The following is a 14,014-nucleotide window of genomic DNA, read 5'->3' as shown; positions in this document are numbered from 1 at the left end:
GCCGGCCAGCGGCCGGCACTACCAGATGAAACCATTTTTGCATCGCAGCACGACGCCCGATCTGGGATAGGCTTGGGGTCTGGATCCGTTGACCGAGGCCTGTGCGTCGCCGATGAACGAGTACCGCAGCAGCATCGAGTTCGCTTCTCCCGATCTTCCGCTTCGCGATGACGTGCGCCGGCTCGGCGCACTGGTTGGCGACCTGCTGGTGGAACAGGTGTCCGCCGCCTTCCTCGACGATGTCGAGGACGTGCGCACCCGCGCCATCGCCCGCCGCGAGAACCAGGCGCCGCTGTCGGAGCTGGCCGGAGGGCTGGCCGGGCGCACGCCGCAGCAGGCCGAAACCATGGTGCGGGCGTTCAGCACCTACTTCCAGGTGGTCAACATCGCTGAACGCGTGCATCGCATCCGCCGCCGGCGTGACTACCAGCGGGCCGGCACCGCTGCGCCGCAGCCCGATGGCCTGCAGGACGCGCTGCAGCACCTGAAGGCGCAGGGCGTGGGCCTGGACGAACTGGCGCAGTGGCTGCCGCGCATCGATATCGAACCGGTGTTCACCGCGCATCCCACCGAAGCCGTGCGCCGCGCGCTGCTGGAGAAAGAGCAGCTGATGGTGGCCAGCCTGGTCGACAACCTCGACGGCCAGCGCACGCCGGGCGAAGCCGCGGCCGATGCCGCGCGCTTCCGCATGGCGCTGACCGCGTCGTGGCAGACCACCGATTCCTCGCCGGTGCGGCCCACCGTCGATGACGAGCGCGAGCACGTCGGCTTCTACCTGGTGCAGGTGCTGTATCGGGTCATCCCGGTGCTGTACGAATCGCTGCAGCAGGCGCTGCGCGATACCTACGGCGAAGAGCTGCCGCTGCCGCGACTGCTGCGCTTCGGCACCTGGGTGGGTGGCGACATGGATGGCAATCCAAACGTGGATGCCAGCACCATCCGCAACACGCTGGATGCGCAGCGCCAGGCGGTACTGGGGCGCTACCAGAAGGAACTGCTGCAGCTGGCCAGCCTGCTCAGCCAGTCCACCGAGCGGGTGGGGGTCAGCGATGCATTGCAGGCGCGCGTGGCGCACTACCAGCAGCTGCTGCCGCAGGTGCAGTCACGGCCGCGCCATGCCGACATGCCGTACCGCCTGCTCAACGACCGCATGCGCGCGCGCCTGCAGGCCACGCTGGACGACGGCGAGGGTGCCTATGCCGGCCCGGACGAACTGATCGACGACCTGCAACTGATCCTCGACAGCCTGCGCGCCAACCGCGGCGAGCATGCCGGTGGCTTTGCCGTGCAGCGCCTGCTGTGGCGGGTCAAGACCTTCGGCTTCCATCTGGCACGGCTGGACGTGCGCCAGGAATCGAGCGTGCATGCGCGCGCGCTGGCGGCGGTGCTGGGCGGGGAAAGCGCTTGGTACGGCCTGGACGTAGTGGGCCGCGCGCGCCTGCTGGCGCCGCATGCCAGTGGTGAAGCCGCGCTGCCGAAGAGTGACGACGAGGGCAACCAGCGGCTGGATGCGGTATTCGCCGCACTGGCCGATGCGCGCGCACGCCACGGTGGTGATGCGCTGGGCAGCTACATCATCTCGATGGCGCATGACCGCAGTGACGTGCTGGCGGTGCTCGCATTGGCACGCCGTGGCGGCCTGGTGGAAGAGGGCGGTTCGGTGCCGCTGGACATCGCCCCCCTGTTCGAGACCGTGGATGACCTCAAGCGCGGCACAGCGACCCTGCGTGATCTGCTGGCCGACCCGATCTATCGCGCACACCTGCAAGCACGCGACGACGTGCAGATGGTGATGCTGGGCTATTCGGACAGCAGCAAGGACGGTGGTATCGCCGCCTCGCGCTGGGGCCTGCAGCGCGCGCAGGTGGAACTGCTGGAGGTGGCGGCCGAGGCCGGCATCCGCCTGACCTTCTTCCATGGCCGTGGCGGCTCGATCAGCCGCGGTGGCGGCAAGACCACCCACGCCGTGGATGCCTCGCCGCGTGGCAGCATCGATGGCCGCCTGCGGGTGACCGAGCAGGGTGAGGTGATCCACCGCAAGTACGGCATCCGTGCGCTGGCCCTGCGTTCGCTGGAGCAGGCTACCGGCGCGGTGCTGCGCGCCAGCCTGCGGCCACGCGCACCTGAGCCGCGCGAGGACGACTGGCGGCCGGTGATGGACGCATTGGCCTCGGCCAGCAGCGAGGTGTATCGAGCCTTCGTTGCCCAGCCAGGTTTCATGGACTACTTCCGCACTGCCACGCCGATCGACGTGATCGAGCGGATGACGCTGGGCTCGCGGCCGTCGCGCCGGCTCGGCCAGGACGCAGCACTGGGCAACCTGCGTGCGATTCCGTGGGTATTTGCCTGGAGCCAGGCGCGCGCGGTCATTCCCGGCTGGTACGGCGTGGGGAGCGGCCTGCAGGCCGCGGTCGATGCCGGCCACGAGCAGACCCTGCGCGCGATGGCACGCGACTGGCCGTTCTTCCGCACCTTCCTGGATGACATCGCGATGGTGCTGTCCAAGGGCGATATCACCATCGCCGAGCAGTTCTCGAAGCTGTCCGGTGAGTTGCACGGGCGTTTCTTCCCGCAGGTGCAGCGCGAACTGGAACTGACCCGGCACTGGCTGCTGGCGTTGATGGATCAGCGGACGTTGCTCGACCACGACGCGCGGTTGGCGTTGTCGATCCGCCTGCGTAATCCCTACGTCGATCCGATCAGCGTGCTGCAGGTGGACCTGCTGCAGCGCTGGCGGGCCAGCGGGCGCGAGGATGACGACCTGCTGCGCGCACTGGTGGCCTGCGTGAACGGTGTTTCGCAGGGCGTGCAGAACACGGGTTGATCCGCATCCGCCGGGCATGACCCGGCGCTACCTGCCTCGGTGGGTGCGGGGCTTGCCCCGCACGCCCTCACTCCTCCGGCGACGGCGGATTCGACGCCAGCAGTTCCAGATGCCGCTGTTCCATTTCCTGGCGCAGCTGGCGGCGGATCTGCGCGGCGGCCAGGCGGCGCTTCTCGTCGGAGGTGGATGGCTGCAGGGTCGGCACCGGCGTCGGCCGGCCTTCCTCGTCCACCGCCACCATGGTGAAGAAGCAGCTGTTGGCGTGGCGCACGCTGCGCTTGAGGATGTCCTCGGCCACCACCTTGATGCCGATCTCCATCGATGAGGTGCCGGTGTAGTTCACCGAGGCCAGGAAGGTGACCAGCTCGCCCACCGCGATGGGCTGGCGGAACATCACCTGGTCCACCGACAGGGTGACCACGTAGCTGCCGGCGTAGCGGCTGGCGCAGGCGTAGGCGACCTGGTCGAGCAGGCGCAGGATCGCACCGCCATGGACCTTGCCGGAGAAATTGGCCATCTCCGGCGACATCAGCACGGTCATGGACAGCTGGTGGGTTTTCAGTTCGGTCGACATGCGCCGGATTGTATCGGTTACCGGGTCGTGCCGGCCGCTGGCCGGCACCCACGCGATGGTTTCCGGACGCCATGAAAAAGCCGGCCAGCGGCCGGCTCTACCAGAAGCAGAAGGGCCGCTTGCGCGGCCCTTCGTGTTTCTTACTTCAGCTTCGCATCGGCGCGCAGGGCGGCGGCGCGGTCGGTCTTCTCCCAGGAGAAGGCCGTGGCGTTGACGGTCTCGCCTTCGCCGTTGAGGTAGCTGAACTCTTTCGGCTTGCGGCCGAAGTGGCCGTAGGCCGCGGTCTGCTGGTACATCGGGTGCACCAGGTCCAGCATCTTGATGATGCCGTACGGGCGCAGGTCGAAGTGCTTGCGGATCAGCTTCTCGATCTTGTCGTCGCTGATCTTGCCGGTGCCGAAGGTGGTGACCGAGATCGAGGTCGGCTCAGCCACGCCGATGGCGTAGGAGACCTGCACTTCGCAACGGTCGGCCAGGCCGGCGGCAACCACGTTCTTGGCGACGTAGCGGGCCGCGTAGGCTGCCGAACGGTCGACCTTGGACGGGTCCTTGCCGGAGAACGCGCCACCACCGTGACGGGCCCAGCCGCCGTAGGTGTCGACGATGATCTTGCGGCCGGTCAGGCCGCAGTCGCCCACCGGGCCGCCGATCTCGAACTTGCCGGTCGGGTTGATGTGGAACTTGGTGCCCTTGTGCAGCCACTTGGCCGGCAGCACCGGCTTGATGATCTCTTCGCGGACGGCCTCGATGAGGTCCTTCTGCTTGATGCCCGGGGCGTGCTGGGTCGACAGGACGACGGCGTCGATGGCCGAGACCACGCCGTTTTCATAGCGCAGGGTGACCTGGCTCTTGGCGTCCGGGCGCAGCCACGACAGCGGCGAGTTGCGCTTCTTGCGGATCTTGGCCTGCTGCTCGACCAGGCGGTGCGACAGGTGGATCGCGGCCGGCATGTAGCTGTCGGTCTCGTTGGTGGCATAGCCGAACATCAGGCCCTGGTCGCCCGCGCCCATTTCTTCCGGCTTCTTGCGGTCCACGCCCTGGGCGATGTGCGGCGACTGCTTGCCGATCAGGTTCAGCACGCCGCAGGTGGCGCCGTCGAAGCCGACCTCGGAGCTGTCATAGCCGATGTCCGTGATGACCTTGCGGGTCAGCGCTTCCAGGTCGATCCAGGCGCTGGTGGTGATCTCACCGGCGACAATGGCAACACCGGTCTTGACCATGGTCTCGCAGGCCACGCGGGCGCGCTGGTCCTGGGTCAGGATCGCGTCCAGCACCGCATCGGAGATCTGGTCGGCAACCTTGTCCGGATGGCCTTCAGAGACCGACTCGGAGGTGAAGAGATAGCTGGACATCAGGCGGTATATCCCTTGATTCGGATGGAAAGATGGGCGCGCATGATACACGGGGTGCGCCGCCTGTGCATTGTGAACCTGTACCGGTTGGCGGTGGTTAAGGCCGCGTAGGCCCGGCAAGGGCCGTCCGGCGGGGATTGGGGCTCAGCCTCGGTGCCCAGTGTTCCACCAGCGTGACAACGGGCTGGGGGCCTGACCGCTCCGACCGCGCTGCCTGCGACGCCCGCCCTGCCGTCATCGTTCTGCCCCGAAACCGCCATCTGGCTGCCGCCTGCCGGGCGCAGGCTGTCGGCCAAACCGGCCGCCGGGCATGAATGGAACCGCCATGCAGGAACTCGAACAGCGCCTTCAGCAACGCTTCCCCGATTGGTTCCATGGCCGCCGTGGCCAGCTGGCGCGGCCGTTGCTGCGCAGCGTTGGCCGCTGGTCGCGGCTGGACCAGATCGAAGCCTTCCTGCAGCGCAGCGCAGGCCTGCGCGGGTTCGGCTTCGTCGCCGCCGGCCTGGAATTCATCGACGGCCAGTACCAGGTGGACCCGGCCGCACTGGCGAAGATCCCGGCCACCGGCCGCCTGCTGATCGTCGCCAACCATCCTTCCGGTGCTTTGGACGCGCTGGCCCTGCTGGACGCGGTCGGCCGCATCCGCCGCGACGTGCGGATCGTGGCCAACGACCTGCTGGGCGCGATCGCGCCGCTGCAGGATCTGCTGCTGCCGGTGCGCATCCTCGGTGGCAAGGCCCAGCGTGGCAGCCTGCATGCGGTTGAAGAGGCGCTGGCTGCCGAGCAGTGCGTGATCGTGTTCCCGGCCGGCGAAGTCTCGCGGCTGTCGCTGCGCGGCATCCGTGATGGTCGATGGCAGCGCGGGTTCGTGCGCTTCGCCCGCGCTGCGGGCGCGCCAGTGCTGCCGGTGCGGGTGGAGGCGCGCAATTCGGCGCTGTTCTACGGCGCTTCGACCCTGTTCAAGCCGGCTGGCACCGCGCTGCTGGCACGCGAGATGTTCACCCGTCGTGGCCGCCCGCTGCGGCTGAGCATCGGCGAGCCGATGCAGCTGGCCAAGGCGGGCGATCCCGGGGCACAGCTGTTGGCGGTGCGCCGCGCGCTGTATGCGCTGGGCCGCAATGGCGCGACCGGCGGGGATGTTGCCTGCGCCGGCCCCGAGCCGCTGGCAGCGCCCGTGCCCCCTTCGCAGGTCGCTGCCGGCATCGCCGCCGCCGCCCAGCTGGGCCAGACCGCCGATGGCAAGCAGATCCTGCTGGCGACCTGCACCGCCGATTCGCCGTTGCTGCTGGAGCTGGGCCGCCTGCGTGAGCTGACTTTCCGCCAGGTGGGCGAGGGCACCGGTCGCAGCCGCGACCTGGACGACTACGATCCGCAGTACGAGCACATCGTGATCTGGGACGCCGCCGCGCAGCGCATCGCCGGCGCCTACCGGATCATGCGCGGTGCGCAGGCACTGGCCCGGCACGGCCTGTCCGGGCTCTACAGCGCGTCGCTGTTCCGCTACTCCGACGACGCCATCACCCATATCGCCGAGGGCCTGGAGCTGGGGCGCAGCTTCGTGGTGCCCGACTACTGGGGCAGCCGCAGCCTGGACTACCTGTGGCAGGGCATTGGTGCCTACCTGCAGTGCCGGCCGGGCATCCGCTACCTGTTCGGCGCCGTATCGATCAGCGCCGCGCTGCCGCGTGATGCGCGCGAGCAGCTGGTGGCGTACTACCAGCGCTATTACAGCGGTACCGCCGGCCTGGCCGAATCCAACCGGCCGTTCCAGTACTTCGCCGCGCCGCCGAGTTTCGGCGAACTGGATGCTGGCGCCGCGTTCGATGTGCTGAAGGCCAACCTGGCCGCACTCGGCACCGGCGTGCCGACGCTGTACCGGCAGTACACCGATCTGTGCGAACCCGGCGGTGCGCGCTTCCTTGCCTTCGGTGTCGACCCGGATTTCAGCGACTCGATCGACGGCCTGATCGAAGTGGACCTGTGCGCGATCCGGCCCAACAAGCGCAAACGCTACCTGCGCGACGCGGGGACGCCGGCATGAGCATGCTGGCGAACCTGTCGCCGCGCCGGCGTGCAGTGTTCGTCTCGGACGTGCACCTGGGTTCACGTCATTGCCATGCCAGCGAGCTGGCGCGGTTCCTCTCGCAGCTGCGCTGCGAACGCCTGTACCTGGTCGGCGACATCATCGATCTGTGGTGGATGGCCCATCGCCGCGCCAACTGGCGGCAGTCGCACAGCGAAGTCGTCCAGGCCCTGCATGCGCTGCGCCGGGCCGGCACCGAGATCATCTACATTCCCGGCAACCACGATGCTTCGCTGCGCCAGGTGTGCGGGCTGATGCTGCCGGCAATGCAGGTGCGCCGACGCGCCATCCACGTGACCGCCGACGGCCGCCGGCTGCTGGTGGCGCATGGCGACGACTACGACGGTGTGACCCACTTCGGCGGCCTGCAGGAAAAGTTCGGCGACTGGCTGTACTACCGCATCCTGACCGGCAACCAGGCGTTGAACGCCGTGCGTCGCCGGCTGGGCATGCGCTACTGGTCGCTGTCGGAATTCCTGAAGAAGCGCAGTGGCGCGGCCGAGCGCTACATCGAGCGCTTCGTGCAGGCCGGGCTGGATGACGTGCGGCGGCGTGGCCTGGATGGCATCGTCTGCGGCCACATCCATCGCGCGGCGCTGGTTGAACGCGATGGCCTGGTTTACGCCAACGATGGCGACTGGGTGGAGAGCCTGACCGCGCTGGTCGAGGATCATGACGGCGCCTTGCGCCTGCTCGACCACAACGGGCAGACCCTGGTGGAACTGCCGGGCGCGCGCCTGTCGCAGGCGGCCTGAACCTGCTCTTGTAGAGTCGAGCTTGCTCGACTGCTCTATCCGCAGTCGAGCAAGCTCGACTCTACAAACGCGCGGCCATCGCGCTAGCATCGGTCCATGGATTCCCTGACCCAGATCGTGCTCGGTGGCGCCGTCGCCGCTGCCATCGCACCGCCCGGCCATCGCCGTGCGGCCCTGCTGGCCGGTGCCGCGCTCGGCACCCTGCCGGACCTTGATGCCCTGTGGCTGGGCTTCACTGCGGCCGACCCGGTGGCCAACATGATCGAGCACCGCAGCTTCAGCCATTCGCTGCTGGTGCTGCCGTGGGTGGCGGCGCTGCTCTGGTGGCTGTTCAAGCGCTTCGGCAACGGCCGGGTCGCGCAGTCTCCGGTGCGCTGGTTCTGGGCGATGCAGCTGGCGCTGGTCACCCACCCGCTGCTGGATGCGTTCACCGTCTACGGCACGCAGCTGTGGTGGCCGTTGCGGCCGCACCCGACGATGGGCTCCAGCGTCTTCATCATCGATCCCGGTTACACGGTGTGGCTGCTGCTGGGCTGCGTGCTGGCCTGGTTCGGCCGCGCGCGGCCGTGGGCGGGCAAGGTGCTGGGCGTGGCCCTGCTGATCAGCAGCGGTTACCTGGGTTGGGGCCTGCTGGCCAAGGCGCAGGTCGATCGTGCCGCCGAACAAAGCCTGGCCGCGATGGGTCTGGGCGATGCGCCGCGCTTCTCGGTGCCGATGCCGTTCAACACCCTGCTGTGGCGGGTGGTGGCAATGACCCCGAATGGCTACGTGGTCGGCGACCGCTCGCTGGTGGCAGACCACGGACCGATGCGGTTCGAAGGCCATGCGTCCAACGTGCAGGCGTTGCGGGAGGCGCAATCGATGCCGGCGGTGCAGCAGCTGCAGTGGTTCAACCGTGGTTTCATGCGCGCGCAGGTGGTGGACGGCCGGTTGGTGCTGAGCGATCTGCGCATGGGCCTGGAGCCGGATTACACCTTCAACTTCGCGGTGGCCGAGCAGGCTGATGGGCAGTGGCGGGAGATCACGCCCGAGCAGGTGCGGGTGGATTACAGCAGCCCTGCCGCGCGCGCTGACGTCGGTCGCCGCCTGGCCGCGATGTGGCAGCGGATCTGGCAGGAGCCGGCGACATCGCCGGGTGCGGTCGACCACACCGCCGTGCACTGATCCGTAGATCCAAGCCATGCGTGGATGGCGGTGCAGCGGCGGCGGCAGCCACGCATGGCGTGGCTCTACGGGCTCAATCGGCAGTAGAACGCCGGCTCAGTACACCGTGGCACGGCCCTGCACGAACGAATAGAAGAACACCGCGTTCGGGTCGTTCTGCACCAGGCGGAACTCGCGGCGCATGCCGTCCACGGTGTCCTCGTCCACCGAGCCGGCCTGCAGCAGCTGGTCTGCGGCCGACAGCAGCAGCTGCTCCCAGAACGCGATCATGGTCTTGCGACGGGCCGGCTCACGGTTGTCCAGGTGGATGGTCTTGATCTCGGTGTGCACGTCGCGGAAACCGCCGGCCAGCAGCAGGTTGCCCAGCTTGGCGCCGACGAACGGGTCGCCGCCGTGGTCGTACTGGAAGTCATTGAAGGCCATCCAGTAGCGCCAGATGTGGGGCGAATACGGATCGAGCAGGAACGAGGCATTCATCACCTCGGTGATGTACACCGGGGACCCCGGCGCCAGCACGCGGCGCACCTCGCTCAGCACGCGCGCCGGCGAAGGCACGTGCTCAAGCACCCAGCACAGGAACGCCGAATCGAAGGTGCGGGCGTCGAACGGCAGTTCGCCGGCATCGGCCTGCTGCAGGGTGTAGCGGTCGCTGCACCACGGCGTGCGCGCCAGATTCTCGCGTGCGGTGGCCAGCTGCGTTTCACTCAGGTCCACGCCGGTCACGTGCAGCTCGGGGAAGCGGCGCAGCAGGATCTCGGTCTGCGCACCGACGCCGCTGCCCACTTCCAGCAGGCGACGCGCACCGCCGTAGTCGATCTGGCCGAAGATGCTCGATTCCAGCAGGCGCGCCTGGGTCATCAGGCGCTGCTGTTCGGTGCCGGAGAATCCGTGCAGGTAGGTCGGGGAGGAAATCGGCGGGGTCATTGTGTGCTCTTGTAGAGTCGAGCTTGCTCGACTGTTCGGGAAAGCCAGTCGAGCAAGCTCGACTCTACGGATCAAGGCAGGCGGGCAGGTTACGAGGCGGCTGGCGCAGTCAGGCAGCAGACGACAACGCCGGTTCCCCGGCGATCAGGCGATCGAAGTACTCGGTGGTCAGCGCGATCTGGCTCTGCGGGTCTTCGGCGCGGTTGACCACTGCGCGGAAGGCGGCGTTCTCCGGCCGGTCCTTGGCGTACCAGCCCAGGTGCTTGCGCGCGATGCGCACGCCCTGCGGTTCGCCATAGAACGCATGCAGCGCATGCAGATGGCCGAGCAGGATGTCGCGCACCTCGGCCAGCGACGGCGGCGGCAGTTCTTGCCCGGTGGCCAGGAAGTGCGCCACCTCGCGGAAGATCCACGGCCGGCCCTGCGCGGAGCGGCCGATCATCACTGCATCCACGCCGGTCTGCTTCAGCACGAAGGCGGCCTTCTGCGGCGAATCGATATCGCCGTTGGCGATCACCGGAATGCGCAGCGCGGCCTTGATCTCGCCGATCGTGGCGTACTCGGCCTGGCCGGTGTAATGCTGGTCGCGGGTGCGGCCATGCACGGCCAGCGCGGCGATGCCGCTGTCCTCGGCGATGCGGGCGATCAGCGGGCCATTGCGGTGGTCGCAGTCCCAGCCGGTGCGGATCTTCAGCGTGACCGGCACATCCACCGCGCTGACCACGGCTTCGAGGATACGTGCCACCAGCTGCTCGTCGCGCATCAGTGCCGAGCCGGCCCAGGCGTTGCATACCTTCTTGGCCGGGCAGCCCATGTTGATGTCGATGATCTGCGCACCATGATCGACGTTGTAGCGCGCGGCCTCGGCCAGCTGCTGCGGCTCGGTGCCGGCGATCTGCACGCTGATCGGTGCCGGTTCGCCGTCATGGTCCATGCGGTGGATCGACTTGCGCGTGTTCCAGAAGCGCGGGTCGCTGATGGTCATTTCCGAGGCGGCCAGTCCCGCACCCAGCCGTTTGCACAGCAGGCGGAAGGGCTTGTCGGTGACGCCGGCCATGGGCGCCAGCACGACGTTGGGGGCAATGGTGTACGGGCCGATCTGCATGCGCCCATTGTAGGGCGCGGGCGGCGGTACGGCCGTGTCGGGCGCGGTCCGGTTCAGGCCGATCGGCACCGACCTCATGCCGTACCGGCATCAGCAGATGCTTGACGGTTGCTTCCGCCGCCCCCAGGGGCGGGTGATCGTGGCTGGCTAACCCAGGCTCTGCCAGGCCTGGCCGGTACCCACGGCGAAGGCCAGCCCCAGGCCCAGGCAGACCAGCGAGCTGATCGCCCAGAAGCGCGCGCCGTTGTAGCCGGGGCGGAACAGCGCCAGGCCGAGGCCCATCGCCGCGCGCAGCAGCAACACTGCAGCGATGCCGGGCAGCACCCAGCGGCTGGCCGGCAACGGTGAATGCCAGCCGGCGGCGGCCAGGGCATACAGGGTCCAGGCCACCAGCATGGCAGTGATGCCGGCGGTCATCAGCGGCGGCCACCAGTGCCCGGCCTGGGCCAGCCGGACCATGCGCGGGCCAGCACCGAAGCATCTGTACCAGGGGGCGCCGAAGGCGATACAGCCGATATGCAACAGGGCCGCGAGGGCGCTGCCGGCGGCGGCAGCCAGCAACCAGGGGAATCCGTCCATGTCCTTCCCGAGAAACGACGCTGGGCGGATGGTGGGCGAGGGGCGCTGCATGGGCAATGCGACAGGTGGCCGCAGGGGGCCGCGGATCGGCCGGCGACCACGCCGCGCCGCGATGGGTGGCCAACAAAAAAGCCCGGGCATCTGCATGCCCGGGCTCGTTCATCCACGCAGGGCGTGGATCTACTTCACTTCTGCGTCGGCCGGGGTGAAGCGCGGCATCGCCGCAGCGGCGCCTTCCTTCTCGGTCGAACGGCCAGCGAACTGGTTGGCGAAGCGCACATGGCGCGCGAACGGGGCATCGGCCACCTGCGCCAGCGACGCGGCCAGCGCACCGTTGAAGGCATCGCCGGCACCGGTGGTGTCGATCGCCTGCACTTGTTCGGCACCCACGCGGTAGTACGGCTGGGTATCGCCGCGCAGGTTTTCTTCGGCATGCGAGACGAACACGCCCACCGAGCCCAGGGTCACCACCACCGTCCCGTTGCCGACCAGCTTGCGGCACAGCGCGTGCAGGCTGGCGCCGTCCAGCGCGGCTACGTCGTTGGCGTCCACGCGCTCACCGACGTGGCGGCCGAGCAGGGCGGCGAACTCGGTCTCGTTCGGGGTGATCACATCGGCCAGCTTGAGCAGGCCGATGGTCGAGGGCGCATCGGCCGGCGCGGTGTTGAGCACGGTGGTGACACCGGCCTCGCGCGCGGTGGCCAGCGCCGCTTCGATGGTCGGCACCGGCGATTCCAGCTGCACCAGCACCACCTTGGCGCCGGTCAGCAGCGCCTGCTGCTGGTGCAGGAAGTCGGTGCTGAGCGCGGCATTGGCGCCCGGGCCGATCACGATGGTGTTGCGGCCGCGGGCGTCGACGTAGATGCCCGCGGTGCCGGTCGGCTCGCTGCTGGCTTCGGCGATCAGCCCGAAGCCATCGTGCGCGGCCAGTTCGCGTGCCGTGGCGCCACCGGCATCATCGCCCAGCGCGCACACGAAGTGCGTGTCGGCGCCGGCGCGGCAGGCCGCCACGGCCTGGTTGAAGCCCTTGCCACCGGGGCCGGTGCTGTAGCGGCCGGCAATGGTCGCACCCGGTGCCGGCAGCGACTCGCACCGCCACACGTGATCGACATTGAAGGAACCGACGACAACGACACTGCTGCTCATAGGGAATCTTTTCTCAACCAAGGGTTCAACTGAAGTGCGTCAGCACGCCGGCGATGGTCGCCGTCATGAAGGTGGCAATGGTACCGCCCAGCACCGCGCGCAGGCCGAACTTGGCCAGGTCGTGGCGACGTTCCGGGGCCAGGCCACCGATGCCGCCGATCTGGATCGCGATCGAGCTGAAGTTGGCGAAGCCGCACAGCGCGTAGGTGGCGATCAGGCGGCCCTCGTCGGACAGGCTCACGCCGGCCACCTGGCCGTTCACGATCTGCGACAGCTCGGTATAGGCGACGAATTCGTTGATCACGACCTTCTGTCCGATCAGCGAACCGACGGTGGTGGCATCAGCCCACGGCGTGCCGATCACCCAGGCGATCGGGGCCAGCACGTAACCGAAGATGGTCGACAGGTTGGTCGGCTTGCCGATCGCGGCGGCCAGGCCGGTCACATCGCCGAGCCAGGTCAGCGGGGCGTTCAGCAGCGCGATCAGGGCGATGAAGGCCAGCAGCATCGCGCCGATGTTCAGCGCCAGCTTCAGGCCGTCACCGGCGCCGGCCGCGGCCGCATCGATGATGTTGCTGGAGGTCTTCTCCACTTCCATCTTCACCGTGCCGCGGGTCAGCGGGGTGCCGGTTTCCGGGATCAGCAGCTTGGCCACGACCAGGGTGGCCGGTGCGGCCATGATGCTGGCCGCCAGCAGGTGCTTGGCGTAGAACGCCTGCTGCACCGGGTCGCCGCCGCCGAGCATGCCCACGTAGGCCGCCAGCACGCCGCCGGCGATGTGGGCCATGCCGCCGATCATCATGGTCAGCAGTTCGGACTGGGTCATCTTGGCGATGTACGGGCGCACGGTCAGCGGCGCCTCGGTCTGGCCGATGAAGACGCTGGCGCAGACGCTGGTGGTTTCCGCGCCGGACACGCGCATCACCTTGGTGATTGCCCACGCCATCACGCGCACGATCGCCTGCATGATGTTCAGGTGGTACATCACGCCCATCAGCGCCGAGAAGAAGATGATGGTCGGCAGCACCTGGAAGGCGAAGATGAAGCCGTAGTTCTTGGTGTCCATCAACGAGCCGAAGATGAAACCCGAGCCTTCGTTGACGAAGCTCAGCACCTTGACGAAGCCATGGCCCAGCGCATCGAACACGTCGCGCCCGCCCGGCACCAGGATCACCAGCGCCGCAAAGGCGATCTGCAGGGTGATACCGGTGGCAACCAGCTTCCAGTCAACCGCGCGCTTGTTGTTGGAAAACAACCAGGTGATGCCGATCAGCACCGCCAACCCGAACAGGCCGAAGCCGATCCTGCCCAAACCTTCGACCATGTGAGTGACTCCCCTGGGGCGTCGCGAAAAACGGGAAGCCTAGTGCAGGGCCGGGGCCGGGGCAAGGAAAAGCAACGTGCAGGCGTCCATCGGTACCGATCAGGCCAGCAACGGCAAGGGGTTGCGGCCGGCAGCGGCAGGTAGAATGAGGCTCGATCCCGGCCCGGATGCGGGCCCGCAGCAG

The 14,014-nt window shown here is 68.3% G+C and carries 11 protein-coding genes; 4 read left to right on the top strand and 7 right to left on the bottom strand.

What is annotated here, in order from left to right; translation table 11 throughout:
• Positions 1-112: 112 nt before the first annotated feature.
• Entirely contained in the window at positions 113-2,824 is a 2,712-nt protein-coding gene (ppc, locus tag AC5P7U_RS12100) for a phosphoenolpyruvate carboxylase (protein ID WP_495221146.1), read from the top strand.
• Positions 2,825-2,891: 67 nt separating this feature from the next.
• Here ppc and AC5P7U_RS12095 read toward each other — a convergent pair whose 3' ends face one another.
• Complete coding sequence (locus AC5P7U_RS12095; protein ID WP_004154245.1) at positions 2,892-3,398, bottom strand: acyl-CoA thioesterase; 507 nt, start codon at positions 3,396-3,398, stop codon at positions 2,892-2,894.
• Positions 3,399-3,538: 140 nt separating this feature from the next.
• Positions 3,539-4,750, bottom strand: coding sequence for a methionine adenosyltransferase (gene metK, locus AC5P7U_RS12090; RefSeq protein WP_004154246.1), 1,212 nt, complete (start codon positions 4,748-4,750; stop codon positions 3,539-3,541).
• Between the two features lie 325 nt (positions 4,751-5,075).
• Here metK and olsF point away from each other — a divergent pair, with 325 nt between their 5' ends.
• The 3 genes from olsF (at position 5,076) to AC5P7U_RS12075 (ending at position 8,752) form a co-directional block, all read left to right on the top strand.
• Positions 5,076-6,791 (top strand): bifunctional ornithine lipid synthase OlsF, encoded by a 1,716-nt coding sequence (olsF, locus tag AC5P7U_RS12085; RefSeq protein ID WP_197565103.1) that lies wholly within the window; start codon positions 5,076-5,078, stop codon positions 6,789-6,791.
• A complete protein-coding gene (locus AC5P7U_RS12080; protein WP_004154249.1) occupies positions 6,788-7,588 on the top strand; it encodes a UDP-2,3-diacylglucosamine diphosphatase in 801 nt (266 codons plus the stop codon). Before olsF ends, AC5P7U_RS12080 begins: the two co-directional genes overlap by 4 nt.
• A 96-nt stretch (positions 7,589-7,684) precedes the next feature.
• Positions 7,685-8,752 (top strand): metal-dependent hydrolase, encoded by a 1,068-nt coding sequence (locus AC5P7U_RS12075; RefSeq protein WP_495221145.1) that lies wholly within the window; start codon positions 7,685-7,687, stop codon positions 8,750-8,752.
• A 96-nt stretch (positions 8,753-8,848) separates the two neighbouring features.
• Here AC5P7U_RS12075 and AC5P7U_RS12070 read toward each other — a convergent pair whose 3' ends face one another.
• The 5 genes from AC5P7U_RS12070 to AC5P7U_RS12050 all read right to left on the bottom strand — a co-directional run bounded on the left by AC5P7U_RS12070 (position 8,849) and on the right by AC5P7U_RS12050 (position 13,830).
• A complete protein-coding gene (locus AC5P7U_RS12070) occupies positions 8,849-9,676 on the bottom strand; it encodes a methyltransferase domain-containing protein (RefSeq protein ID WP_004154258.1) in 828 nt (275 codons plus the stop codon).
• Between the two features lie 109 nt (positions 9,677-9,785).
• The gene (gene dusB / locus AC5P7U_RS12065; RefSeq protein ID WP_197564384.1) at positions 9,786-10,781 is read right to left on the bottom strand and encodes a tRNA dihydrouridine synthase DusB; all 996 of its coding nucleotides are present in this window, start codon (positions 10,779-10,781) and stop codon (positions 9,786-9,788) included.
• Between the two features lie 147 nt (positions 10,782-10,928).
• The gene (locus AC5P7U_RS12060; protein WP_197564383.1) at positions 10,929-11,360 is read right to left on the bottom strand and encodes a hypothetical protein; all 432 of its coding nucleotides are present in this window, start codon (positions 11,358-11,360) and stop codon (positions 10,929-10,931) included.
• Between the two features lie 180 nt (positions 11,361-11,540).
• A complete protein-coding gene (locus AC5P7U_RS12055; protein WP_049456910.1) occupies positions 11,541-12,506 on the bottom strand; it encodes a ribokinase in 966 nt (321 codons plus the stop codon).
• Between the two features lie 25 nt (positions 12,507-12,531).
• Positions 12,532-13,830 carry a NupC/NupG family nucleoside CNT transporter gene (locus AC5P7U_RS12050; protein ID WP_004154263.1) on the bottom strand — a complete coding sequence of 433 codons (1,299 nt, stop codon included), beginning with the start codon at positions 13,828-13,830 and terminating at the stop codon, positions 12,532-12,534.
• Between the last annotated feature and the right edge of the window lie 184 nt (positions 13,831-14,014).

This window comes from Stenotrophomonas sp. YJH_SMC_57 (assembly GCF_059369755.1).
Note: the sequence above shows the minus strand (reverse complement) of the source record. Positions and strands in the feature narration are given on the sequence as shown.